Below are 26,793 nucleotides of genomic sequence, written 5' to 3'. Positions count from 1 at the left end.
ATTTTAACCACCATCAACACAGGCGGTACGCCCGTGCGACCATTAACACATACAGCAGATTCCACGCTTGTGAAGTACACCCGCCTATCGTTCGATCCCCGGTTAGACACGGCGAAAGCCTTTGTTCCTACACTTCATAAACCTGGAATAGGCTGTATAAATTAGATGTTTGTAAATTGCTTAAGTTTGTTGCACCGGCAGTTCAATAATAAACTCGGTTCCCTGGGAAGGTTCAGACTCGCACCTGAGCGTTCCTTGATGATTTTCTACTAAGATTTTGTAGACAATAGACAATCCTAAACCTGTACCTTTACCGATTTCCTTGGTGGTGAAAAACTGCTCGAACATTCGTTCTTTTATCTGTGCTGTCATTCCCGTTCCCGTGTCAGCAATCCGCACTCTCACGCGATCGGGCCCAGCTAATTCTGTGCATATCGAAATTTTTAGCGCCGCATTGGGCTGATTTTGTGCTGCCTCGTCCAAAGCATCGATCGCGTTGCTAATTAGATTCATAAATACTTGATTTATCTGTCCGGCATAACACTCTACAGCAGGTAATTTTCCATAATTTTTAATTAATTGAATGTTGGGACGGTTTGTTTGAGAATTGAGACGGTTTCGCAAAATTAATACGGTGCTGTCAATGCTGTCGTGCAAATCGCACAGTGTCATTTTACTGTTATCGGTTCGCGAAAAATTGCCCATAGATTTGACAATTTCGCGAATGCGATCGGAACCAATTTGCATGGAAGACATAACATTAGGCAAGTCTTCAACTAGAAAATCAAGCTCCATATCTTTAATTTGATCTTGAATTTCGGGACAGGGATTGGGACAGTATTCTCGATAGAGACGCAGCAGGTGTAGCAAATCTTGAGTATAAATTTCCGCATGGATCAAGTTGCCGTAAATAAAACTAACTGGGTTATTAATTTCGTGGACGATACTAGCCATTAGCGCTCCCAGCGAAGACATTTTTTCGCTGTGGAGGAGTTGAGCTTGAGTTTGTTTGAGTTCGCAAAGTGCGCGATCGAGCTCGGCGGCTTGAGCTTCTGCTTTGGCGGTAGCAGCACAGTTTTCTTGATACAGTTCAACCTGTTTGAGGTCGATTTCAAATTGTTCGATTTCGCTTTCTTGCTGGTATTGAGTCACAACGGCATCGAATGCTTCTAGCAATTCGCCGTCGGCAGCTTCGACAATGTACAGCAGATGGGGATTTTCCAGACTGAGTTCGGCATCGGGAACTTGCACCAATGCTTTAATTCGATCGATATATTCGCGCACTTGTTTGTCTAAATACAGTGGCGCATCAAAATACATGGCCTTGACGGTGGCTGAAGGGGGAGTAAATAAGTCGGTGCTGCTGTCAGTATTAATTAAGTCGCGGTGCGATTTTTCCATAAGATCGATCGCCTCTAGCAAATTTTCCCGCAGTTTTGCTCTTTCTTCCGCATTCTGAGAGCAAACTAACCTCATGCAAAAAAAAGCGGTTCGTTGGGAAAGCATTCGCTGGCGGCCGCTGATATTAATTACCGCAGCACTAACTTTTCTGGCTGTCCTAATTTCCTCCAGATTAAAGTAGTTGCTCAGTGCCGCCATTTGTAATACCCCCGACTCGACTAAATGTCTGTAGCTCGTGCTGACACAATATTTTAGCGCAATAAAAATATTTGTACAAGACAGCAAGCAATATATTCTGTATTTCCCATTAAAGTAGTATACTAAAACACAATTATTTTCCATAGGTGACTTATAGCAGATGTTAAAGGAAGAAGGAAGTTCGGCAACGGATTATTTAACGACTTAACAAATGTAACTGATGTGAGGAAGAAGGCTTTAGTTATCTACCAGAGGCAGAAGTTGCAATCGACTGCATGGGGAAAGGGCTCTTAAGAACGTCCTAACCGTCGGGCGCGGTTGCAGTATCACAGTTTTTCAGATTCGGCTTTTTGTACAGTTTTTCTTAATTATCCAAAAATTGACCAATCAACTTCGCCATGATTTGAGCTTGAGTTTGCGGCAACCCGTGAGTGGCATTGGGAATAATTGCTAACTCTGCCCCCGGTATCTCGTTGGCGTAGGTTTGACAGTGCCATAGAGGAATTGTTTCGTCGCTATCTGCGGCGATGACTAAGGTAGGAATTTGCAATTTGTTAATTTCTTTTTCTACTGTATCAACTGCGTCTTCGGGCCGCATCCGGCTCATTAAAAATGACCTTGCGACTGGTTGAGACATTAACTCCCTGCGCCACCCGGAAATTTGCTGCAATTTCTCGCTTTTTCCGGCTAAACTAGCAAAAGGTTTTGCCAACTGCAATGCCCAATCAACGGCTGGGGTTTCCCACAGCAGCGGTCGCAGAGCATCGTATTGACCGCAAAAACTGTCGTCCCGAATTCCCGCAGGTGCTGCTAACACTAAACTGCTGACATAATTAGGATATTTTAGGGCATATGCAGAGGCTACCCAACCGCCAAAAGAATGTCCGATTATGCAGCAGGGTTCGATATTTAGTTGTTCTACAAGTTGCCGCACAAAGGCAACTTCTACAGCTACGTCGTAGCGGATTTGTGGTTTGCTGGATTCTCCAAAACCCAACATATCTAAACTGATGCACCGAAACTGAGATTGCAATAACTCCATTAATGGCAGCCAGCAATTCTTTTCTCCGAAGAAACCGTGCAGCATCAATAAGGGTCGGCCGCGCCCGATGTCGAGGTAGGCGACTGTTTGGCTGCTGCTATTGACAAATGTATTTAATGTGTGCTGGTGTCCTACTTCTGCTTGAGACTGCATGGGCGATCGGCTCCCGATCGAAAAAACATTTGTAAACAATTGTAACACAACCGCAGTCCAAAGGTTAAACTTCATTACGGAGTACACAATTAGAAATAGACTGTGATATTCTCTATTATTATTTGAAAATACTGCAAAGTCAAAGCAGGAGAACACTTTGAACTCTACTTTAAAACAGTACCCGGCTTGCTCTATTCGCGAAGATGTCAGTGAGTACGTAGCACACCTACAGCTTCACATGACTTTACAAGCTCGCAACTTGCTTCCTACCATTACCAACGCTAAGGACAGTCGCGAACAACTGTTGCAGCAGACTCAGGCTCATTTTGAGAAACGATTTTCTCGTCAAACTCTTTAAACAAATTTTCGGTTTTCCCAATTTACGATCGCCCGCTGTCGATCGAACTTTCCCCAATTTCAGCATCCAGAAACCCGGTATCTTCAAAAATACCGGGTTTCCTTTCGGGGAATAGGCACTTCTGCCAGGTTTTGGGTAATATGCGTTGGGTTCTTTAATTTTATGTTTATGCGAATTCCGATTATTGCTTTTTTGACTTTGGCGCAGGTGGCTGGCGGTGAATTGGCGGCGCGGGCGATCGATCGGACACTCGCACTGACTGAGGCGGAGTTTAGAGAGGGAACCGCAGAGGCGCAGAGGGCACAGAGGGAGGAGGATGAGGTCATGGGTGACAAATTAACGTCAAACCCACCGTCTCTCTTGTTTGTATCGAAGTCTAGATCCCCCCTAACCCCCCTTAATAAGGGGGGGACAAGAAATCTTCTCAAAGTCCCCCTTCTTAAGGGGGATTTAGGGGGATCTGGACTCGACTACAAGCGAGATTTATTATCGGTTTCAGTCTTAAATTGTCATCAATCGGATGAGGTGAACCCAACTGTGCAGAATTTGCCGGCATCCGATGAGATCGCAGTTTCGGGAGAAGTACGCGCGGCGCAGCTATCCTCTAGAGAATCGCCCTCTCTCAAGTCCAGCCACAATAAAGATTTTACATCTCTGTTAAAAACTCCGGCGACGATCGCAGCAAAAGCTGAAATCCCCGAAGCAGTAAACAGCAACGCCCGACAGCTAGGCGGTACTCTACAAATCAGTCAAGCGGGCTATGAATCGGGCATTTACGTTGCTGAGGTGAAAATTCGCTTTGTCAATTCCAGAGGCGAAGCAGTTGATAAAAAAGGGAATCCGATTCAGGGCAGAATTTCGGAAGATTTTATCCGGGGCGAACTCAAACTCAAGGCGGGGGATAATTACAGCCCTGAAGTTGTACGATCGGATTTGCAGCAGTTGCAGCAATTGGGATTGTTTGAGAAAGTTACGGTTTCTACTGAAGAAGTTGGCACGGATATTAATGTAATTTACAACGTTCAAGAGCGATCGGCCCGCTCTTTTGGCGTGAGTGCCAGTCTTAGCGACGATCTTGGCGTTGCTGTTCCTCTTTCGTATACCGATCGAACTTTCGGCCGGGTACCGCAGCGACTGTCGGTGGAACTTCAGCCCAGCCTCCGAGGTATCCAGTACGATGTCCAGTTTGTCAGCCCTTACGTTGCCGCCGAAGACCGTTTGGGATACAGTGTGAGAGCTTTTGGCGATCGCAGAGTATCGGAAATTTTCAACAAAGATATTGATTTGCCCAACGGGGACCGGGTACGGGAAATTCGGATGGGCGGAAATCTCAGGTTTACCAGACCTTTGGGAGATTGGCAATCGACTTTGGGACTGAATTATACAAACATCAGTACGCGCGATCGCAATTTAAATATCGCCCGCCGCGACGAACTCGGCAATCCTCTCACATTCAGCGGTACGGGCGTTGACGAATTATACACTGTTTCTTTTGGCGCGATGCTCGATCGGCGAAACAATCCCTTCAACCCTACCAGCGGCTCGATTCTTGGCCTCAGCACCGAGCAGTCGATACCTCTGGGGCGAGGCAACATTGTGAGTAACAGGCTGTTGGCAAATTATATACAGTATGTACCAGTAACTTTGCTCGGCATCAGCGAGTCCGAAGCCTTGCCCGAAATGCTGGCTTTTAACTTGCAAGCGGGGACGGTAATCGGGGATTTGCCCCCAACGGAAGCTTTTCGCCTCGGCGGCCGCAATTCTGTGCGGGGTTACGATAGGGGGGACATTGGCAGCGGCCGGAGTTATTTCTTGGCTTCCGGCGAATATCGGTTTCCTGTCGGCCGGGATGTTGGCGGCGTAATATTTGTTGATTTTGCGTCGGATTTGGGAACGGGAGACAGCGTGTTGGGGAAACCGGCGGTAGTGAGGGATAAACCGGGGACTGGAGTGGGTGTTGGGTTGGGTGTGAGGGTGCGATCGTCCGTTGGATTAATTCGCTTAGATATGGGTGTTAGCGACTCCGGCGACATCAAATTTGTACTCGGTACAAAGCAACGTTTTTAAATTAGTTATTAGTCAGCAGTCATTAGTCACGAGTTAAGTGTATGGGCGGGTTTTATCAACCATCAATAGACCTCTTGCAAAAATAATTAGGACGGGCTCTCCGGCCCATCCCACAAGAGTTATTTTTTCTTGTGGAATGGGCCGGAGAGCCCGTTCCAGAATTTGATTAAAATGATTTTTGCAAGAGGTCTAAAATTTCCTTATACGTTCTTAAAGTTCTGATTTAATCTGCTTAAGTAGGGTTAAAGCTAAGAATTTTAAGAAAGTTTTTTTAGTTATTTAGTAATGCACAAATCCACGTCTTTTTCAAATTAACTTAGATGCGTTTACCCTGCCCCCGAAGTGACAAAAGAGGGATTATTTTGCCGTTCAAAATCAAGTTCCAAATGCCTAACTAATCGATCGCGCCAGACAGGGCTGGGTGAGCTGCGGCCCACCCTACGTTATATCCGTTTACTTCACAGCAAGCTCGATCGCACTCCCAACCAACTGCTCGTAATCCGCCAACAACCACGGAGGCAAACAAGTATTCGCATCCTGAACCCGCAACTGTCCAGGGCGACAGTACAGCATCGCCACCAACAAATTATTCACAGCTTTAGGCGTTCCAAACCCTTTACTCAACTCAACAACCAACGAGTTAAAAAACTCGCGCTCCCTCTCATTCAGCGGCTCGTTAATAAACCCGCTGCCCAGAATTGCTTTGTAACCCTTACCAAAATCGCTCCGGTACAAAACTTCTACTTGTTCGCCGGAAACGCTCAGCCACAAATCGGCAATTTGCTTGCGAATTTGCCGCAAATCTGCTATTACCAATTCAGCCGTCGGGTCGATTTCATAGAGATTGACGGCAGCAGTTAATTGATTGAGAAACTGCGGCAGATAATCTTGTTTGACAACTGTTTGTTGTGTTGTCGTAAATGCGCTCTCAAACACATTTTCGTAATCATCAATCAACCACTGCGGCAAGCGGGTGCGAGCGTCTGGAACCCGCATTTTTCCAGGCACAAAATACAACATAGCCCCCAGCAGAGCATTAATAGCTTGAGGATGCACCAACCCTTTGCTAATTTCGGTCAATTGCTGCAAAAACTTTTGTTCGGCTTCAGTCATTAATTCTGCTTGCAAGCCGCAGCTAAGAATTGCTTGATATCCCTTGCGAACTTCTCCTCGGTAAAAAGTTTCGAGTTTTTCTGAAGGAACAGTCAGCCAAAAATCAGCCAGTTGCTTTCGGATTTGGCGGAGTTCCAAAACTACCGATTCGTCAGACGGATCGATGCGGTAAAGATTGACGCACCCTAACAGTTGATTCGCAAATTGCGGGGATTGAATGTATTGAGCTAGCAAGTCAGAACTTGACTCAGAATTGACGGCGGCTTCACTCTCAAAAACTTGTTCGTAATCGCCAATTAACCAGTGTGGCAAGCGGTTGCGAGCGTCGGGAATTCGCATAGTTCCCGGTGAAAAATAAAGCATCGCCGCGAGCAAAGCGTTGACAGCTTTGGGATGCACTAATCCTTTGCTAATCTGCGTTAATTGCTGCAAAAATATTTCTTCGCTTTCCATCATGGGTTGATGTTGAAAACCGCTGGCGAGCAGAATTTGATAGCTTTTACCGGGGTCGCTTTTGTAAGCGGTTTCGAGGTTTTCAGCGGGAACATTCAGCCAATAATCAGCGATTTGTTGGCGGATTTGACGCAGTTCGGATATTGCTGAGATGTTTGATGAATTTCTCTGGTAAAGCTGCACGTTATTCGAGAGGATCTCGCCCAAATCTGCCTGCTTGGGAATGCTATCCTGTAAGTTTCGGGATGCTTCCAGGTGGCTGGTTTGCCATTTGCCAAAGAGTTCTTGGAATAATTTGCCGATCGCCCCAGAATATGCAACACTATCAAAACAAGCGGGATTCCCCTGCATTTTTTGCTGAATTTCTTGCCGATAACGCTGCCGCAGTTGGGGATTAGTAGCGAGAGTAACTGCTAGCTGAATGTAAGATGCTTCGCTATTGGCAATTAAATCGGGCATAGAGAGCGATCGTACCACCGCAGCCCCCATGCGCGATCGCAAAGTATCACCATCCCTAACCACCGTGGGAAGTCCCACCTCTAGCGGATCTACAAGAGAAGTCGTCCCCGCATAAGGATAGGAATCCAAATAAACATCCCCCAACTTCAAAACTTCTTTAACATCCGCACGGTTAGGAAAACTCTTCCACACCCGCAACCGCTGACTGTCAATCCCATACTTAGCAAAAACAGCTTTCAGATTATTCACAAAAGCCCCTCCAGGATAATGATTAGTCCAACTAGGGCCGAAAGGCATTAAAAATAGCACAGAATTAGGAACAGCAGCCATAATCTTTGCCCATGTTTCCCTTAACTCCGGCAGTAGTTTGTACAAATTTGCACTCGAAACAAACACCACCGATTCCTCGGAAATACCGAGGCTATTTCTGTTGAGTTGAATGTTAGGAGTATAAGGTTCGAGAGTATAGCTAAAACAGCAGCCTGGCCCGTCAATAGTTGCTAATTGCTCGCGATAATGCCGCTGTCCATCAAGTCCAGGTTCCATCAACTTGCCAGCAATGTAATAGTCAATGTGTCGCATTCCTGTCGTAACAGGAGAATTAAAACAGGTAGTTTGTACCCGCGCCAATCGATGCAGCGCTAGCAAACTAATCGGATGAGTTACAGCAGTAATATTCGTAGCAATCAGCAGAATATCTAAGTCGTCAGCGCGGATAGTCTGAACTTGACTTGGCAAGTCATTCGACAGTTTAACCAGTCTGTCAGCGCGACTCTGACAATACTGTTCGAGTTTGTTACCGTCGAGATTAATAGCGTACAAAATAATCTCAAACTGCTCTCGGTTCAGATATTCAAAAGCGGGTAAAGTGGCGAAAGTTTCCGTCATCGCCCCAAAATGTTTAGTCAGGACACCGAGGCGAATTTTCTGCCTGTTTGCAGGTCGAGCCGGAAAAATGCAATCAATCGCAGCAGCGCGATTTTTCAGGGCATATTCAATAATATCTGCCCGCTTCGTGTAGATATCCTTGAGATTTTCACTATTGAAGTACAGAGGAATAAAGTTAGCGGCTTGGGTAAAAAACCAGGCGATGTCTTGCCACACTTGCGAGTTTGGGTTCTTGAATATATTGCTATGCAAATAACTCACCCATCCCTGCACGTATCGGCAATAATTGTCAGCTTCTCCTATTTCTTGAAAGAGAGTAGGCGCGGCAAACATGAATTTGAGATAGTCGGTGACAAACCAATTAGGTATCGCTGCATTTTGATAGTTCAGCAGCAACTGGTCAGCACGACGGTAGAGAGCGGCTGCTAGTAGATAGTTAATATCTTTGGGAGTTTTAATTCCCTGGGAGAGATGTGCTGTTAGTCGATCGATCGAAGTCTTTTCGGCATCTGTCAATCCTTCATATTTGATAATGCTGTTGAGCAGCATTTGATGTGCCTTACCTGCGTCGCCGGCATAGGCATTTTCCAGTTGTTCTGCGGGCAGATTCAGCCAATAATTTGCCAGTTGCTGGCGGGATTGGCGGATGTTCGCGAGGCTTACTTGGTTAGCTTGGTCTTTTTGATACTCTCCCAAGGATTGAGACAGCGAAGTTAAAAATTGTTCGGGTTTGTTAAATTGAACTAATTCGTCAGCTATTAACTGGCCGTGTTGCTGCAAAATTTGTTCTGACCAACGCACTTCTTCGGGTCTGTAAAGTTGAGAATGCAGGTGAATAATTGTGGCTCTCATCAAGTCTAATTTTGCGCGATCGCCCGCCATTTTTTGGGTTCTGCTAGAGCCGTCACCGTGCTGCCTGTAATAGAGATAAGGCTTAGGCAATCGATCGCCTGACCAGCCTTTTTCATAGGCAGAAATCCAAAATTCCCAGTCTTCGCATCCCAGCTTCATCACTTTTTTTAACCCGCCTACTTGCTCGTAAATTTCCCTTCTAAATAAGGAAGTAGCGGGAGCTTGATTCTCTCTCAAAAACCGATTGGCATCAAAGTCACCGTGGATAACTAAATCGCAGTTGGCGCCGAAGTGCTGCACATCTGTATAGACAAAACCAACCTGCGGTTTTGTTAATAAAATTTCCGCGCACTCCTCTATAAATTTCGGATGAAGTTTATCATCAGCATCTAGGAATAAAATAAACTTTCCTGACGACTGCTGAACGCCAACATTTCTGGAATCAGCGGGTCCCGTGTTGGGTTTATCTATGAGGCGAAGCGACTTTTGAGGATACAGTTGAATTAAATAATTTGCGAAGTTGCTAGTATCATCGGAACTGCCGTCATTGACAATGATACATTCCCAGTTTTGATAAGTCTGGCTGACAACGCTTTCCACAGCTTCTCTGAGTAAAGTTGCGTGGTTGTAGCAGGGAATAATGACGCTGACGAGTATTTCTGCGGGCGTACGGTAGGGCATGGCATTTAGCTGTGAGGGAGAGATCGAAACAGGGACTGTAGCGGCTGGTTTTACACCTCGGCGGATGATGCCGTATTCATCCCATATTTGCCGAGTTTCTTGCTGGGATGTTGGCGATGAATATTCCAAACCTTGTTTATTTTCGCAGTACAAACCCAGAATTTCTGGCAGGTGTACAATATTTTCATTTTTGCCAATCCGCAGCCAAAATTCGTAATCGCCAGCCGCCGTAAATTCTGCTCGGAAATAGCCGTGTTTTTGGTGCAGCGATTTTTTCCACATTGGCTGCGGCCCAATAATGCAGCGCCGTTCGAGTTCGCTGTAGTCAAATGCAGGCCAATTCCAGCGCTTTTCGGCTTGGGTTGTTGCAAAAGTATCATTAGCTGCGCTGGTGATTAATTGGTCGGCATAAACCAGACTTATTGTCGGGTTTTCGTCCAGGTATTTCGCCATGATTTCTAGGGCGTCGGGGCGGTGTCTGTCATCGGTGTTAGCATTAGTCATGTAAGCTCCGCGCGACATCTTAATGCCTCGGTTCCAAGCTGCATATAAGGTCTCGCGCTCAGAAGTGCGATCGTACACAATGTTGGGATATTTTGCTTGAAATTCCCGCACAATAGACTGTTCGTTTTGTTGGGAACCGCTGTCAATTACTAGGATTTCGAGTTGGCCTTGTTTGTACAGCGTTTGCTCTACCAAGTCCTGCAAGCAGCCGCGGATAAATTTTTCGGAATTGTAAGTAGAGACGATCGCCGATACTTTAAAAGCCGACGGGACAGGCTGCGAGTTTTCACCATTCCCGAATTCCCCCTGCAAGCCTGCATCAGTTGGCCGTTGAACGGAAACATTATCCGATTGCACACCCTCAGCTACTTGAACCAAAACTGAGCTAACAATTGCAGCCATTTTCGACCAGGAAAACTTCTTAGCTTGCTCTAGCCCCGCCGCAATTAATGAGTTGCGGACACCGGGCTTCTGTATTTCCAGCAAAGCATTGACAAGCCCAATAACATCATCCCCGTTTACATAAACCGCTGCTTTTCCTGCTACTTCTGGAATCGAACCGTTTGGACAGGTAATGACTGGACAACCGCAAGCCATTGCTTCGATGACTGGCAAACCAAACCCTTCATATTTCGACGGATAAACTAATACCGCAGCCCCAGAATAAGCAGCTCTCAATTCGCTGTCGCTTAGTTGCAGCGTGTGGACTGTACTCCCAGAACTGTACAATTTTAGCTCGGGTTCTAATACAGGTTTACCACCGGAACAGACTATATCAAAGTCAAACTTGTTGGCAAGTTGAGAAAAAGCTTTGAAGAATAATATCCCATTCTTGTAACCATGCCAGCCTACCCTTTCGCCTACCAAAAGAAAATAGGGCTTGGTAATGCTGTACTTTGACTTAAAACCTGCAATTTCTTCTCGATCGGCTGGCAAGAAATTGGCATCAATGCCGCAGTGCGCTACAGCGACAGAAGTTTCAGAAATATGCGGAAAAACCTTTACTAAATCGCGTGCTGTATTTTCGGAAATGGCAATGTAACCAGAGGCGTGGCGGATACCGCAATGCTTTTCTCTCCACTCCGAATAAGCAATATTTTGCCCCATCAACTCTGGAATCATGTCGTAGGCCATGAATACCGATCGCGTTGACAAAGGCGTTGTATAATAAGTGGAAATAAATAAATCGGCTTGTTCTTCATCGCAGATTTGCTGTAGCATTTGGCGGTCTGCATCCGTTTTGCTGTAGTCGTAGCGGGCTACATTCCGGTACTGAATGCCGGGAATTTTGGGGGCGGTTCCCGCTCTGTCAAGAACTATAATTTGTTTGGCAAAACCATTTTCTGCCCAGTTTTCTAGCAGCGATTTCCAGACCCGACCAATGCCGGTGCTGTTGAGCTGATAAAATACGCCGTCAATCACAATTTTTCTAATTTTTTTAGGAGGTAGGGCTGCTGGACTTCTCATTGATTTGCGGTTCTCTCTGTCGGTTATTTTTCTCAGAGCTGCCTCGTAATCCTGTTGGAGTAATGAGGGTTGTTTCAATTCCGGCTCTTTGTAATATGATAAACTTTGAAAAAGTTGATGCGGAATTTTCTTTTCGGAAAACAAATGCAAAGAATCTCCGTTAGAGTAAAAATTCAGATTGAATTTTTTGGCAATTATCGAGAGTGCCTTGGTGGTATAAATAGAAATGTGCTGACCTTCATCTAGGGCATAGTACCACCATTCGCTGGGCTTGGGATTGTTGGCTGGCAGCAGTTTGGTACTGAATAAAATATTGCGGGAAAATTGGAAGAGTTTCTCGATCTCCTGCTGTGGCTTCACAAAATGCTCAAATACTTCAAATGCTGTCAATAATTCGTAGAGGGATCTGCTGTTTTTCTCTGCCTCAAATCCTTGTGAAAATATATTTTTGCAATATTTGTCGTACCAGTAAAAATCAAATCCTAAATCTCTCATCATCCGCACAAATACACCGTAGCCACCCCCGTAATCTAAAAATTTAGCGCTGCGATCGAACAAATTAAAAATAATATTATTGGCTGCGGTTGAGAACATAGTGCTTCTGGATAACATTCCCACGTCACTGCTAGCGATGGCTTCTGAATAAGCCTCCTCAAGCCAGTACGGTTCCTCAGTTTGAACAAAGCCGCAATTTGAGCATTGAAAATACTCGACGTTATATTTTTTTAGTACCCTAGCGACAGCCAAGCTGTTTGTTGGAGAATCACAAATATTGCACTTCATTTTGATTATCTAAATTTACAAAATTATTCAATTGACTGTCTCGATCGGATATCTTATCAGGAGTCAGCCCCCTAAAGATTAGTTAGACTAAAGGCTTGACAATTTTATATTCATGCTATATATAACTCGTCAGGACAGCACCCAAATCTCCTGACGAGGTGAAGCAACGTTCGGTTTCCACAACCTCACCTCAGACCGTCGCAGCATAGCCCGGATTCCTCACCACACAAAAACAAGTTATAATTACGTTAAGATTGATGAACATAAATAAAAATTCCCAGATCGCAGGGACTAAAAATTAGGAGGATCGACCTCGGTGAATAAACGGTGGAGAAACGCTGGACTGTACGCACTGCTGGCTATTGTAGTCATTGCCTTAGCAACGGCATTTTTTGACAAACAGCCCCCAAGTAGGGAAGTTTGGAAGTACAGCCAATTCATTCAGGAAGTCGAAGGCAAGAGAGTAGACAAAATAAATATCAGTTCCGATCGCAGCAAAGCCCTCGTCACAGCCCAAGACGGCAACAAAGTGATCGTCAACCTGCCGAACGACCCAGAACTGATCAACATCCTGACCAAAAATAACGTAGATATTTCCGTTCTGCCCCAAAGCGACGAAGGCTTCTGGGTAAAAGCCCTCAGCAGCCTGTTTTTCCCGATCCTGCTCTTGGTGGGACTGTTTTTCCTGGTGCGTCGCGCCCAAAACGGGCCCGGCAACCAAGCGATGAACTTCGGCAAATCCAAAGCTAGAGTCCAAATGGAGCCCCAAACTCAGGTGACTTTCGGCGACGTGGCCGGCATCGAACAAGCCAAGCTAGAGCTCGCAGAAGTCGTGGACTTCCTGAAAAATGCAGACCGCTTCACCGCAGTCGGAGCAAAAATCCCCAAAGGCGTGCTGCTGGTCGGCCCTCCCGGAACTGGCAAAACCCTGCTCGCCAAAGCAGTTGCTGGAGAAGCAGGCGTTCCTTTCTTCTCGATTTCTGGTTCAGAATTTGTAGAAATGTTCGTGGGTGTCGGTGCTTCCCGCGTCCGCGACTTGTTTGAACAAGCTAAATCTAACGCTCCTTGCATCGTATTTATCGATGAAATTGACGCGGTAGGCCGCCAGCGGGGAGCAGGTTTGGGCGGCGGTAACGACGAACGGGAACAAACCCTGAACCAGTTGCTGACAGAAATGGACGGCTTTGAGGGCAATACTGGCATCATTTTGATTGCGGCCACAAACCGCCCCGACGTGCTCGATGCCGCGCTGCTGCGTCCGGGTCGCTTCGATCGCCAAGTTGTGGTCGATCGCCCCGACTTCTCCGGCCGCCTAGAAATTCTCAACGTTCACGCCCGCGGCAAAACTTTGTCAAAAGACGTGGACTTGGAAAAAATTGCCCGCCGGACACCGGGTTTCACAGGTGCCGATTTGGCAAACTTGCTCAACGAAGCAGCAATTTTGGCAGCCCGCCGCAACTTGACCGAAGTTTCGATGGATGAAGTCAACGATGCGATCGACCGCGTGCTCGCCGGCCCGGAAAAGAAAGACCGCGTGATGAGCGAAAAGCGCAAAACTTTGGTAGCTTACCACGAAGCAGGTCACGCTTTAGTCGGCGCCTTGATGCCCGACTACGACCCGGTGCAGAAAATTAGCATTATCCCCCGCGGCCGCGCTGGCGGTTTGACTTGGTTCACACCGAGCGAAGATCGGATGGATTCTGGCTTGTATTCTCGCTCTTACCTGCAAAATCAAATGGCGGTAGCTTTGGGCGGCCGCATTGCTGAAGAGATTGTCTTCGGCGAGGAAGAAGTCACGACTGGCGCTTCCAATGACTTGCAGCAAGTAGCAAAAGTAGCGCGGCAAATGGTGACTCGCTTCGGCATGAGCGATCGGCTAGGCCCTGTAGCTTTGGGTCGCCAACAAGGCAATATGTTCATGGGTCGCGATATCATGGCCGAACGCGATTTCTCCGAAGAAACCGCAGCGACGATCGACGATGAAGTGCGTTTGTTGGTAGAGCAAGCTTACCGGCGCGCCAAAGATGTACTCGTCGGCAACCGCCACGTCCTTAATGCTTTGGCAGATATGCTAGTGGAAAAGGAAACTGTCGATTCCGACGAATTGCAAAATTTGCTAGCCAACAGCGATGTGAAAATGGCAACTATTGCCTAATCAATTTTGGATTTTGGATTTTGGATTTTGGATTTAATCTAAAGTTTGAAATCGGTAATTGGGGTGATTCTGGGATTGTCTGGAATTGCCCCGATTTTTATTTGGGGTTGGGGGCTGGTGATATCAGATCAGATCGTATCCGGTCAATCGACCGCGATTGTCGTAGGGGCGGGTTCACCAACAATACCTGCCAAGAATTGACAATCTCAAAAACCCGCCCCGACCGGGATATTATGGTTAATAGACCTCTTGCAAAAATCCTTTCATCAATTGATGGGACGGGCAGGATGCCCGTCCCACAAGAGTTATTTTTTCTTGTGGGATGGGCCGGAGAGCCCGTCCTAATTATTTTTGCAAGAGGTCTAATCGATCGCACATGATATCAAATCCTGTCCGATTGATTACCATAATAAAAAACGGTTGGTAGTGCGGAGTTTGATCCGCTCCAACCGCCGGATTAAACTCCGCACTACCAACAAATCTTAGTGGGGATTTAATATAGTTTAACTGGAAAATTCACCAGTTTTTCAACGCACAATCTGCCGGTAACGAGCTTCGACGATCGCGGAGTATATGCCATAAGCAATCAAACCTAAAGCGACAATTCCCAACAGCCAAGGACCAAAAGGTTGTTGTGCCAAGATTGCTAGCGCTTCACCAAATCCTTTAGCTTGACTGGCATCCGATAGTTTGGCAGCTTGAATTAAGAAAATACCGATAATCACCAAAACAATACTGCGGGCAGCAATACCAAATCGACCCAACCGCACCGCCCAAGTTTGCTCTGCCTGACTCATTTGACTGAGTTTTAAATGGCGGCGGAACTTAGCTTTATAAGATTGGTAGAGATAATAAAAACCGACACCAATAACAATTACCCCTGCCAATCCTACCAACCACCGTCCAAAAGGTTGTGCTAACAATTGGGCCGTCCAATCTTCAGTTGCATTGCCGCTGTTACCACCAGAACCGATAATTAATTTGACAGCCGTCAGCGCCAAACCTGAATAAGTTAACGCACTAAAACCATAGCCAACGCGCTGGACAATTCGCTTGGCATCCATTTTTTCACCAGCGTGTTCCGGGTCGAGAATCGTTTGAGCAATTTGCAAAAGGACGTACCCAATAATGCCAATTGTCACAAGAAACAGCAGGAATTTTCCGAAGGGTTGGGTGACAATTGCGGTTAAGGCACCGCTGCTATCTGTGGTTCTACCGCCAGTCCCAAAAGCTGCTTGGGCGGCTAGAAAACCGATAATAAAGTAAACAAAGCCTTTGGCGGCATATCCCAGTCTTGCCAGCCGCTCGAACCGAGAGTCAGAGGTTGCGCGTCGGACTGATTGTTTAATGCTATCAGGTGGTGAGTTGCGATCGGTCATATTTTTCTACAATAATTTAGAGTGAGTTGGGTATTGCAAGTGCATCATACTAAATCCGTTGCGATCGCGTAGCGTGCCGGAGGCATATCGCTCACCTATTTTTGGTTGTAGGACAAGCAAGATCGGGTTTTTGTGGGCGGATGTTGGTATAAATATTTCTCCTATTATTAATTTCTATAGTTCAGCAATTTATGGCATCCCTCCAGGTAGGTAAATTAGTCAGAGCCTCGCAGTCGAATAGTCTTTCTAGAGGATTAGGGCACGATGCGACTTGCTCGAATTTTTGTTAGTTATGATATTGCTTTCTGTTAAGCGCGATCGGTCTTGCTAAAACCACCGCCGCTACTGTCACGGCAATAAGCTCGATACACTAAGGTTGGTGAATTTTTGTACCTAGCTAAAGGAATATTTGCAACTCGATTTCTCGGTCTCTGCGAATTTTTCCGATGACGAAAGTAATTAGATCCGGGGCCCCCGGATTCATCCGTGGAGGGAGAACAAAAGCTCCGAATCATCTTGTGCTCGCCCCCGGATTCATCCGTGGGGTCGATTCTCAAATCTCAAATCTCAAATCTCAAATCTCAAATCTCAAATCTATTGACAGGCAGCAAGTTCTTTATTTAACCGATCTGGAGCTACGACAAAAGAGCCGCACCCTACCATCTAAAAGCGGATTGGGTAATCTGTACTAAAATTATATGTAAATCAAAATAATACGAGTTCCCAATTTGGGCTTCCCATCTCAAATCTAAAATTTCCAATGGTATGAATCATCAATCTTGGTTGAAACAGCTAAAAAAACACCGCGCGATCGCAGTCATCCGTTCCTCCGAAAAGGAACTTGCTTGGCAGATGGCATCAGCGGTAGCAGCAGGAGGAATCCAGTTTATTGAAATTACTTGGAATACCCACAAAGCTGCTGAATTAATTGCCGAACTCCGCTCGGAATTCCCTACTTTTAGTATTGGCACCGGCACTTTATTAAATTTAGAACAGTTGCAGCAAGCAATAGACTGCGGCGCTCAATTTTTGTTTACTCCCCACACCGATTTAACTATGGTTAAAACAGCAGTTGACGCCGGAGTGCCGATCGTCCCCGGTGCTTTTTCTCCCACGGAAATTGTGACCGCGTGGCAAGCTGGTGCTACCTGCGTTAAAGTGTTTCCGATATCGGCTTTGGGAGGCGCGGCTTACCTGAAAAGCCTGCAAGGCCCTCTGGGACACATTCCTTTGATTCCCACTGGCGGGGTGACGCTGGAAAATGCCAAAGTATTTATTGACGCCGGGGCGATCGCCGTGGGTTTGGCCGGAGACTTATTTCCCAAACACTTAGTAAATAGTAGGGTGCGTCGCAGCGACAATTCTCGCTATTTGCAGTTATGCGATCGCGACGCACCATACCACTAACTGGTCTTTATTGAACTTTACCTTTCGTAAATTTCCCGCCGGTGATTGACTTCCAGAATTTTCACAGTAAAAATCGTGTCATTAATACTGTAAATTACTCGGTAATCGCCAACCCGAATTCGCCATTGGTTTTGTTTCGCTTTTAACTTGACACAACCAGGTGGACGTGGGCTGTCTGCTAAAGCATTAATTCTCGGAGAAATCCGGCTGCTGATTTCAACTTGCAGAGAATCCAGTTCCTTTTGGGCCGAGCGAGCAAAAACAACCAAATAATCAGACACTCAGCTTACCCTTCTCCATCAGTTTACGTTTAACTTCTTCCCACGGCACGGTAGGTTCATTCTCGCGCTCGTCACAAATTATGCCATCATAAACATCCTCCCAGAGTTCGCCGTGCTTCTCGAAGTCAAGCAGCACCGCAATTTTTTCGCCTTGGCCGTCAACTAAAAACTGAAAGTCTGTCGGTTCGCCGCATTCAGCCAACACGTCAACCCAAAATTCGCTGTGTTCTTTGAGGTCAACAATTGCAGCGGTTTTGTTGCCTTCATTGTCGGTTAAAAATTGAACGCCTCGCATATTGTAGTTTGCCATATATCAAAGTTTGTAATGTGTAGTAAAATTATATCCTAGTCAGAATGATATCAATTTTCCCAAAAATGCAACTGTAGTAAATAGTAGGGTGCGTCGCAGCGACAATTCTCGCTATTTGCAGTTATGCGATCGCGACGCACCCTACCACTAACTACCACTACCTACTAACCCTTGATTGTCATGCGCTTATTTTGGCTGGCGAGCTTTTGCAACAACTGAACTGCTCATACTTTTTACCATTAGCAATAACATGACCGACAAACCCAGAGCTACTATATCGTTAAGCAAGAACAGCCATAAAGGCTCTATTTCTGGACTCTCTCTCTGCATTCTTGAATATTCGCGGTTCAACATATTTGAGGTAATAGTTAAAAAGTAGAGTCCTCCGATCGTCGAATTGATATACTCGGCAGACTTGGCTAATTCTCCGCCTTCCTGATTAAATCTGTTGGCAAATGTTGAGAGTGCATTCCAAATTCCCCAAATGCTGTATATGGGTATTATAAATCTTGCCACTGCTCCTCCTGGGGTGATAGGATAATCATTGAAAAGAACCTTGAGATCGACGTGCAGGCGATATAGCCAGACTAAAAAAAGCACGATCAAAATCAAGACGACAGGAATTGTAACAATCAACAAAATCTGCTGCAAACCTTGAACCGGTGCCTCAATAGTTGGTGCAATTGCTTTCAGCGAAGTTAAAAGCAGGGAAACGATGTTTAACGATACGTTAGCCCAAGCGAACTGCATTAATAATCGACTAACTCCGTGGGACTTGAGAGGAGTAGCTGCATCAGAATTCTTCATGAGGTCTCCCAGAAAATTTGCCGCCGGAGGCTGCACCTACAGCAGACACTACAATATTAGTTTACTTTTTTTTGTAGAGAGAAGCAACGTGGAGATGCTGTTAAACTTAGCCGTAGCCGTAGGGTGCGTCGCTGCGACAATTCTCAAAAAATAGGGAAAATCTCATAGCGACGCACCTGTTTCATCGCTATCAGGTATACTTCCCAATTCTTCAATCTAAAATATAAAATCGCATGAATCATCAATTTTGGTTGAAACAGCTAAAAAAACACCGCGCGATCGCAGTTATCCGTTCCTCGGAAAAGGAACTCGCTCGGCAAATGGCATCAGCGGTAGCAGCAGGAGGAATTCAGTTTATTGAAATTACTTGGAATACCCACAAAGCCGCTGAATTAATTGCCGAACTCCGCTCCGAATTTCCTACTTTTAGTATTGGCACCGGCACTTTATTAAATTTAGAACAGTTGCAGCAAGCAATAGACTGCGGCGCTCAATTTTTGTTTACTCCCCACACCGATTTAACTATGGTTAAAACAGCAGTTGACGCCGGAGTGCCGATCGTCCCCGGTGCTTTTTCTCCCACGGAAATTGTGACCGCGTGGCAAGCTGGTGCTACCTGCGTTAAAGTGTTTCCGATATCGGCTTTGGGAGGCGCGGCTTACCTGAAAAGCCTGCAAGGCCCTCTGGGACACATTCCTTTGATTCCCACTGGCGGGGTGACGCTGGAAAATGCGAAAGTATTTATTGATGCCGGGGCGATCGCCGTGGGTTTGGCCGGAGACTTATTTCCCAAACACTTAGTGGAAAATCGCGATTGGCGGGCGATCGCCCAAATTGCCCGAACTCTCTCCCAAAACTTAACAACTTGTTAAGTCCAGTTTCCAAATCCAACATTTCAAATCTACAATCTAAAATAGGACAAGCCAATCTAAAATCTAAAATCTAAAATCTAAAATAGTACGAGGTGTCAGAAATGAACAGCATTATCAACTCAATTTACTTCCGCCGCGCTGGAACTTTCTGTGCGGGCTGCGCCCTCACTTTTGCTGCATTCTGCGGCGGTTCAATGACCGCATTTGCCAGCGAACAGCACAACATAATTGCCAATAAAATTATGCTGTTGCAGCAATCCAGCGAACGCTGGATTGAAATTGATTTGTCAAGACAAAGGTTAATAGCTTGGGAAGGAAATACACCCGTTTACGCGGTGGTTATTTCCAGCGGCAAATCATCCACTCCCACCCGCACGGGAACCTTTGCCGTTGAAACCAAACACCGCGTTACTAGAATGACTGGGGATGACTACGATGTGCCCGACGTTCCCTATACAATGTATTACGACGGAGGCATGGCAATTCACGGCGCTTACTGGCACAATTTGTTTGGCAATCCCGTTACTCACGGCTGCACAAATGTAGCTGTCAATCATGCTAAATGGCTATTTGAATGGGCCTCGGTGGGAACACCCGTCGTGGTGCACAAATCTCAGGTTTAGGGAATTGGGAATTGGGCATCGGGCATCGGGCATAGTCGAACATTATTAGAACTTATGCACCGGTGGTTAGAAACCGGGTTTTTTTGCCAAATACTGCGTTACAGCCGTAAATTCGGTCAAAAACCCGGTTTCTTCGATCGGAGTTCATCAGTTCTGGTTTTTTTTAGCTTGCTTACTTTACTGCTGTTTTTATACTAATTCTCAAAACTCATGCAACAGTATCTGTAGGGTGCGTCGCCATCAAAAATCTTAAAGAATATCCACAATCTTTGAGCGACGCACCTTACACGAGCGGGTGAGCGTAAACAACCCTCCGTTGCACTCCGCCCACACTCATCATTGTTGCAAGACTTTAGATAATTGGTATTAACCACAATCCCAATTGTATAAAACTTTACTAAAATCTAATTGTCTGAGTGCTGATTCATTAATAAAAAAGTTACCTATACCCATATCTCCCCACTTGATATCTACTGTATCATTGCGATCGGTATCCATTTGGAATAGAAGAATATCTGACTTATGTTCCCGATCACATTTACTGCTATATTCTCTAACATCATTTTGTACAAAATCAGGATAACCACCTATTTTATGACCCAAGAAAGACGATATTTTTAGGTATTCATCCTCTATTTCATGATTCATAAATAACTCATCAATTTCCGAGCCTAAAATTTCGGTACATTGGTAATCACTGGTACTAATCGGCGCATATTTTTTAGTAAATTGTAAGCTGCAACAGCCTGAGATAGGAAAAAGTTCGGGTTCCGGCAAAAAATCATAATTGGTAATGATGTTTTCAACTTTGAAGTCTGGCTGAGGAAAATACATTATTTTGAATCTGTCTTCGACTGTGGGATTATCTACATCGGCGGAATTGCCGAATTCTAAACCATATGGTTCATCGTCGGCTATATAAAACTGCAAAATCCCCCGATCGGGAAAACCATCTAAAGGCGGTATTTCAGAAAAGTTGATTTGTGCTAGGAAGAATAAATATTTACCGTCAGCAGTTTTAGGATAGTCAAAGCCTTTAGGTAAATAGGGCAATCCCCCAAATTTACTCTGCCACCAATTAACCTGGTCATTATTCTGGGTTTGAATTTCGATGTAAGGTTTAATGGTAGCTTCGATTCTGTCGCGATACTTTTCTAGTTCGGGAGAGAGTGGAAAGTCGAGCTTGTAGTTCATCTGTTTTTAACAATTTGTTTTTAAAGCAATCTGTAGGGTGCGCCTGGCCCGCGCACCTTACCTGTAAAGTATCTTCCTAACTTAACTGTACGACTGGTTTATCCTCTAACAAAGTTTCATTTGTCAGCAAATCTTCAACAGTAATCCGCAAAAAGCGCTGTTCGTCAACGCGAAACAAAATTTTGACGCGATCGCTCCCCGGAAACCCTGGAGGCGTCAATTGAGCGATGCTGCGCGCTCCGTCTTTGTCATTTAGGGGCTGTACCGATGTTTGGCCCGCGAGTTGGCGAGTAATTAGCCTGTCACCGTCAAAATATATCTCCGTGCCACCAGTTTCCGCTCCCAATTCGCCGACAATTAATTCTATACTCGGCTGATTTTCTAAAGAAGCCCCCAAGACTAATTCTACTGGTTCGCTCATCGGATAAGACTGGCCGGATTTTATTAAACTGTGCCAACTGTGGCAATTTTCGCGGCGGTTCCAGTAGCGAATCCCGTAACTGTGATAGAGAAAATCTTTGACTTGTATGCCTTGACTCAGTTGCAGAGCACCTTGGGCGATCGCCTCAAATGGTTTGTCGCAGCGAATCTTTGCCGGATCGAAATATTGCTCAACCCAGCGTTGCACAGCCGGAATTTGTACCGTACCGCCGACTAGCAAAACTGCATCAATATCGCCAATTTCTAAGCCTTGGCGGCGCGCTTGCTGCAATACTTGATTCATGCACTCGTCGAGGTTGTCAAAAAACTGATGTTCGGCGAGTATAGATTCAAAGCGCTCTCGATCTAATTCTAATTCGTAACTCTCAAAATTTTCATCATCAAAATAAACCTCAACCGCTTTATTTACCAAAGATAACTGAATCTTTAACCGTTCTGCCAATCTCGTCGTAATCGGAGATTTTGCGAGATTTTGCGTTTTGAAAAAATAGTCAACCAGCCAATTATCAATATCAGAACCGCCTAAATTTTGTCCGGCTTTAGCCAAAACCCGGGCAACTTTTGCCTTTTGCGCTGAAGATTCAGCCAATAACTTTTCGCCCCACTTGAGAATAAAACCGAGGGGCTTTTTGTCGGCAGAAGCGTCTAAACGCACCAAAGAAAGGTCTAGAGTTCCGCCGCCAAAATCAATGACTAACAGAATTTCGCGATCGGCTAAACCGTAACCCAAAGCCGCCGCCGTCGGTTCGTCCAACATCCGCACCTGTTCTACTTGCAGAGATTCAGACACTTTACCCAACCAATGGCGGTAAGCTTCAAAACTATCTACGGGGACAGTAAAAATTAGAGAATCTACCGGCAATGGCAGTTCGCGAATTGAGTTCACAATTTGGCTCAAATACCACTCACCTACTCGTTCAAAAGTAATAAGTTGCCCGTCAAGTTCCGGCACAAAACCCTGAACAGAAGTGCCAATTCCCCGTTTAAAATTGCGAAAAAACCGAGAATCTCCACTCAAATCAAGGCCTCTGTCGCGGACTTGCTGACCGAGTATGACTTTACTTTGAGCAGCGTCCTCAACGTAGAGCAAACTGGGAATTAGGGGCGGATTTTGAGCCGAGATTGCCGACAATCCCGGTAATTTCAAAGTTTCGGGCTGCTGGAGGGCTTGATTCCAGCGAGCGACGACGGTGTTGCTAGTTCCAAAATCAATTGCGATCGTCATTCAGCCAAAATACACAGCTACTAGGGATTAGATTATAATATGGTATTTGGAGCCGCAAATACAAACATAATATCATGACTCAATCCACTTTCTTTGAAACCGAAAACGAAGAGCCTGTACAGGGAATTACTGAAATTGCAGTATGCGGCTACAAGTCTATTTACGAAGAGTGCCAGATTGAAGTGCGATCGCTGACAATTCTAGCCGGTGCCAACAGTTCTGGTAAGTCTAGCATTATGCAGCCGCTATTGCTGATGAAGCAAACGCTAGAAGCCCCTTACGATCCGGGTGGTTTGAAACTTGACGGGCCTAATGTTAAATTTACATCCGCAGAACAGATATTGTCTAAACTGTCACCTGAAAAATACAACGATGAGTTTTATGTCAGGGTTAATCTAGAGAGAGATAATTTTTTGAAAAGCGTTTTCAGCAAGCAGCCCAAACCTGGTATTAGAATTGTCAAGGCAATTTACTGTTTTCCTGATAGCGATAAAATTATTACTATTTATCCGGGAATGCGACATCAAGAAGTGATTGAGGTTCTTCCCGAATACTTGGCGGAAAATTACTATACCTTATTAGATAATATTGAGGAAGAACCGCCACTATGGAGGGTGAGTAATGTGCGAGGTTTTCTCGACTTGCGACTTGGCGAAAGTCAGTTGGATTCGTCCCATTTGGCAATAAACTTTCAAAAACATATTCGCCAGATAATTCATGTTCCCGGATCGAGAGGCAATCCAGAACGCACCTACAATATCGCAGCATTTGGTAGTGAATTTACTGGGATTTTTGAAAATTATGTTGCTAGTATAGTTAATTCCTGGCAAGAAACGTGGGACGCTCGACTGATAAAATTGGGTCAAGCCTTAGAGTTACTGAGACTCAATTGGAAAGTTGAGGCCAGACAGATTAATGACGTACAAATTGAACTGCTGGTAGGTCGTTTATCCCGCAGCGGGAGTGCAAGCGATACGGTTAGTATTGCTGATGTTGGCTTTGGGGTATCGCAAACTTTGCCTATTTTAGTTGCCTTGCTTGTAGCAGAACCAGGACAATTAGTTTACCTAGAACAGCCGGAAATTCACTTGCATCCTCGCGCTCAAGCTGCTTTAGCAGAGATATTAGTTGATGCTGCAAATCGAGGTGTGCGAGTAGTTATAGAAACTCACAGCGAATTGCTGCTTTTAGCAGTTCAATCGTTAGTTGCCGAGGGGAAACTACTACCTAATTTAGTCAAACTTCACTGGTTTAAACGGCGCGACGATGGTGTTACAGAAGTCAGCAGTGCCGATTTAGACGAGACGGGAGCTTTTGGAGATTGGCCTGAAGATTTTGGTGATGTTTCTTTGCATCTAGAAAACCGCTATTTGGATGCAGCAGAAGCTGTTTTGTGGAAGCGTTAACATGGCAGATAAAGTTTCTAAACGCCTGGTAATAGATGCTTCTGTTGCGCGTGCTGCTGGTGGAGAAGATGCAACCTATCCCATATCGGTGTACTGTCGGGATTTCCTGGAAGCTGTCTTGGATCTTTCTCACCGAGTTGTGATGACTCCAGATATTAGAGATGAGTGGAACAAACATCAATCAAAATCTGCGCGTATATGGCTGCGCCAGATGGTGGCAAAGAAGAAATTATGTCCCTGCGATATCGCGGTAGATAATGATTTGTGGTGTCAAATTGAAGCAATAGCCGAGAGCGATAAAGAGCGGGAAGTAATGGTTAAAGATTTGCGGTTGGTGGAAGCTGCTATCGCTACCGATCGCACAGTAATTTCACTTGATAACAAAGTGAGACAATGTTTTGCTAAAGTAGCAGTAGATGTCGAGCAGCTTAAAGATATTATATGGGTAAACCCAGCCCAAACAGCAGAAAAACCCCTTGATTGGCTGCAAAATGGTGCTGAACCTGAAATAGAACGATCGCTCGGATTTCAGAAAGCACACAACTGAGTAGATTTAGAGTCATTCCGGGTTCGTAGGATCGTCGGTGCGATCGTCATTTTACCAATTTTTCGATGCCACAAAGGCGCGCCACTTTAATAAGCGGCACAAATCTCATACCATTTTATATTTTAGATTCAAGAATTGGAAATGACTGACTGCATAAGGATTTGGATCGCGGCCCTACAGTTGCATTGTTTTTTGCAAGTGGTATCGCCTGTCCGCAGCGGAAGCGCTTTTACCTTTGATATCAATCCAATTTTACAAAAAAACGTGAAAAATGCTGGATATGGGCGATCGCAAAACAGCACTATTGGCTCTAACACTGCTTGTCCCTGCTGCTAGTATTGGTATAATAGCAGCTTTGTATATTGCCCCGGGAATCTGGGGACAAACACTGTCAGTTTTGTGTCAAGTTTGGTTGCTGGTTTTTCCGATCGCGTGGTCTGTTTTTGTCGATCGCGAAAAGCTCAGTTTATCCCTACCCAAGCGCCAAGAATTGCTGGCTGGATCTATTTGGGGAATATTCATGTTTGCGGTAATTCTGGGTATCTATAGCCTTTTTGGCCAGCAGTGGATCGATCCTGTACTTGCTAAAGAAAAATCGCACCAATTAGGTATTAGCCGCCCTACTATTTACTTGATTGTAGAAGCATATTTTGTGCTAGTTAACTCATTGATTGAAGAATTTACTTGGCGGTGGTTTGTCTGCAACAAGTGCCAGATTCTCATACCGGGAACAAAAGCAATATTTCTGAGTTCGCTATTTTTCACGCTGCACCACATTTTTGTAATAGCAGCTTACAGCGACTGGCAGGCTGTTGTCTTAGGTTCCTTAGCTGTCTTCACCGCCGGGATAATTTGGTCGCATTCTTATCTGACTTACCGTTCGCTTTGGTCGAGTTATATCAGCCACGCGATCGCAGATTTGGCACTGGCAAGTATTGGTTGGCAAATACTCTTTAATTAACTGCTTTTTCAGGGAAAATTACGGCAATTTTATAGTAAAAGTTGACCCTTTTCCCAACTCTATCTCCCGACTAATATCTCCCCCCATCATCTGACCGAATTTATTGGCGATAGTAATTTCACCAGCTTCGGTAAATTTGCTGGCCTTGCTCAGCAGGCTTAACAAACACTGATAAATCTTATACCAAATTTAAAAAAGAATGCAACAGTATTCTTGTCCCCCCCCTTAGCAAGGGGGGGCTAGGGGGGGTCGAAGAGTGTTGCACTATTTTATAAAAATGGTATTAGTAACATCAGTAAGCTGTCGGGCATCTAAGTTCTATTTTTAGGGCGGGCTACAAGAGCTTACCCCACAATAATTTCATCAAACTTGACTGTAAAATTTAGATGCGCCTCAGCTTATAAACCGTGCCGATATCTGGCGGGCTGCGGCACAATCCCCAAGATTATGCCGATTGTCATCCTCAATCGCAAACTTAGGAACAATCATTATTTCATCAGATTTTTTTTTGTAAGCGAGCTCGTTGGATACCCACCGCTAAGCTGCTGAGGAGTCAATGTTGACACGATCTATGCCGATCGGCCCTTGCTTCTTTCTTTGATCTTTACACAGTCATTTGATAATTTACTTAACTTTTTTTACTGTAATTACTTATACAGGAATTGCGCAGGCACGCTACATATACTCGGCCCCGAAGTGGCAGTCGCTTTTGGGAACCCTTTCCTGCGATCGCCTTTTATTAACAAATTTAAAACTCCGCCAGCTA

General features: G+C 45.3%; 18 protein-coding genes. 9 read left to right on the top strand and 9 right to left on the bottom strand.

The genetic code is table 11. The features are described from left to right. Window positions 1-180 precede the first annotated feature (180 nt). Window positions 181-1,599: an ATP-binding protein gene (locus tag QUB70_RS09820; RefSeq protein WP_332979965.1), complete on the bottom strand. Its 1,419-nt coding sequence runs from the start codon at window positions 1,597-1,599 to the stop codon at window positions 181-183. A gap of 364 nt (window positions 1,600-1,963) precedes the next feature. Continuing rightward, window positions 1,964-2,869 (bottom strand): alpha/beta fold hydrolase, encoded by a 906-nt coding sequence (locus QUB70_RS09815; RefSeq protein ID WP_332979964.1) that lies wholly within the window; start codon window positions 2,867-2,869, stop codon window positions 1,964-1,966. An 82-nt stretch (window positions 2,870-2,951) separates the two neighbouring features. Between QUB70_RS09815 and QUB70_RS09810 the strand changes: the two genes are divergently transcribed. After that, window positions 2,952-3,152 carry a hypothetical protein gene (locus tag QUB70_RS09810; protein ID WP_332979962.1) on the top strand — a complete coding sequence of 67 codons (201 nt, stop codon included), beginning with the start codon at window positions 2,952-2,954 and terminating at the stop codon, window positions 3,150-3,152. A 168-nt stretch (window positions 3,153-3,320) separates the two neighbouring features. Beyond that, window positions 3,321-5,219: a BamA/TamA family outer membrane protein gene (locus tag QUB70_RS09805; protein WP_332979960.1), complete on the top strand. Its 1,899-nt coding sequence runs from the start codon at window positions 3,321-3,323 to the stop codon at window positions 5,217-5,219. A 453-nt stretch (window positions 5,220-5,672) separates the two neighbouring features. Here QUB70_RS09805 and QUB70_RS09800 read toward each other — a convergent pair whose 3' ends face one another. Beyond that, a complete protein-coding gene (locus QUB70_RS09800; protein ID WP_332979959.1) occupies window positions 5,673-12,230 on the bottom strand; it encodes a glycosyltransferase in 6,558 nt (2,185 codons plus the stop codon). Between the two features lie 505 nt (window positions 12,231-12,735). Between QUB70_RS09800 and ftsH3 the strand changes: the two genes are divergently transcribed. Beyond that, window positions 12,736-14,574, top strand: coding sequence for an ATP-dependent zinc metalloprotease FtsH3 (gene ftsH3 / locus QUB70_RS09795; RefSeq protein WP_332979958.1), 1,839 nt, complete (start codon window positions 12,736-12,738; stop codon window positions 14,572-14,574). A gap of 527 nt (window positions 14,575-15,101) precedes the next feature. Here ftsH3 and QUB70_RS09790 read toward each other — a convergent pair. Next, window positions 15,102-15,953: a DUF1206 domain-containing protein gene (locus QUB70_RS09790; protein WP_332979956.1), complete on the bottom strand. Its 852-nt coding sequence runs from the start codon at window positions 15,951-15,953 to the stop codon at window positions 15,102-15,104. A gap of 765 nt (window positions 15,954-16,718) precedes the next feature. Between QUB70_RS09790 and QUB70_RS09785 the strand changes: the two genes are divergently transcribed. Next, window positions 16,719-17,360: a bifunctional 4-hydroxy-2-oxoglutarate aldolase/2-dehydro-3-deoxy-phosphogluconate aldolase gene (locus tag QUB70_RS09785; protein WP_332979955.1), complete on the top strand. Its 642-nt coding sequence runs from the start codon at window positions 16,719-16,721 to the stop codon at window positions 17,358-17,360. Between the two features lie 17 nt (window positions 17,361-17,377). On the opposite strand, the gene QUB70_RS09780 is transcribed toward QUB70_RS09785, so the two are convergent. The 3 genes from QUB70_RS09780 to QUB70_RS09770 form a co-directional block, all read right to left on the bottom strand. Next, the gene (locus QUB70_RS09780) at window positions 17,378-17,641 is read right to left on the bottom strand and encodes a type II toxin-antitoxin system RelE family toxin (RefSeq protein WP_332979953.1); all 264 of its coding nucleotides are present in this window, start codon (window positions 17,639-17,641) and stop codon (window positions 17,378-17,380) included. After that, window positions 17,634-17,951: a hypothetical protein gene (locus QUB70_RS09775; RefSeq protein WP_332979952.1), complete on the bottom strand. Its 318-nt coding sequence runs from the start codon at window positions 17,949-17,951 to the stop codon at window positions 17,634-17,636. The genes QUB70_RS09780 and QUB70_RS09775 overlap by 8 nt, the downstream gene beginning before the upstream one ends. 186 nt (window positions 17,952-18,137) lie before the next feature. Beyond that, window positions 18,138-18,758 carry a hypothetical protein gene (locus QUB70_RS09770; protein WP_332979951.1) on the bottom strand — a complete coding sequence of 207 codons (621 nt, stop codon included), beginning with the start codon at window positions 18,756-18,758 and terminating at the stop codon, window positions 18,138-18,140. Window positions 18,759-18,991: 233 nt separating this feature from the next. Here QUB70_RS09770 and QUB70_RS09765 point away from each other — a divergent pair, with 233 nt between their 5' ends. Further along, window positions 18,992-19,630 (top strand): bifunctional 4-hydroxy-2-oxoglutarate aldolase/2-dehydro-3-deoxy-phosphogluconate aldolase, encoded by a 639-nt coding sequence (locus QUB70_RS09765; protein ID WP_332979950.1) that lies wholly within the window; start codon window positions 18,992-18,994, stop codon window positions 19,628-19,630. 101 nt (window positions 19,631-19,731) lie between these two features. After that, window positions 19,732-20,253, top strand: a complete 522-nt coding sequence (locus QUB70_RS09760; RefSeq protein ID WP_332979949.1) for a L,D-transpeptidase — start codon at window positions 19,732-19,734, stop codon at window positions 20,251-20,253. Between the two features lie 366 nt (window positions 20,254-20,619). Here the strand turns inward: QUB70_RS09760 and QUB70_RS09755 are convergent, their stop codons facing one another. Both QUB70_RS09755 and QUB70_RS09750 read right to left on the bottom strand, forming a co-directional pair. Next, window positions 20,620-21,447 carry a YwqG family protein gene (locus QUB70_RS09755; protein ID WP_332979948.1) on the bottom strand — a complete coding sequence of 276 codons (828 nt, stop codon included), beginning with the start codon at window positions 21,445-21,447 and terminating at the stop codon, window positions 20,620-20,622. A gap of 76 nt (window positions 21,448-21,523) precedes the next feature. Further along, window positions 21,524-23,113: an Hsp70 family protein gene (locus tag QUB70_RS09750; RefSeq protein WP_332979946.1), complete on the bottom strand. Its 1,590-nt coding sequence runs from the start codon at window positions 23,111-23,113 to the stop codon at window positions 21,524-21,526. Window positions 23,114-23,187: 74 nt separating this feature from the next. Here QUB70_RS09750 and QUB70_RS09745 point away from each other — a divergent pair, with 74 nt between their 5' ends. The 3 genes from QUB70_RS09745 to QUB70_RS09735 all read left to right on the top strand — a co-directional run bounded on the left by QUB70_RS09745 (window position 23,188) and on the right by QUB70_RS09735 (window position 26,027). Further along, window positions 23,188-24,519, top strand: a complete 1,332-nt coding sequence (locus QUB70_RS09745) for an AAA family ATPase (RefSeq protein WP_332979945.1) — start codon at window positions 23,188-23,190, stop codon at window positions 24,517-24,519. A gap of 1 nt (window position 24,520) precedes the next feature. After that, window positions 24,521-25,066, top strand: coding sequence for a hypothetical protein (locus QUB70_RS09740; protein ID WP_332979943.1), 546 nt, complete (start codon window positions 24,521-24,523; stop codon window positions 25,064-25,066). 280 nt (window positions 25,067-25,346) lie between these two features. Continuing rightward, window positions 25,347-26,027, top strand: a complete 681-nt coding sequence (locus QUB70_RS09735; RefSeq protein ID WP_332979941.1) for a CPBP family intramembrane glutamic endopeptidase — start codon at window positions 25,347-25,349, stop codon at window positions 26,025-26,027. The last annotated feature ends 766 nt before the right edge of the window (window positions 26,028-26,793 follow it).

Source organism: Microcoleus sp. A003_D6 (genome assembly GCF_036702825.1).
Lineage (GTDB): Bacteria > Cyanobacteriota > Cyanobacteriia > Cyanobacteriales > Microcoleaceae > Microcoleus.
Note: the sequence above shows the minus strand (reverse complement) of the source record. Positions and strands in the feature narration are given on the sequence as shown.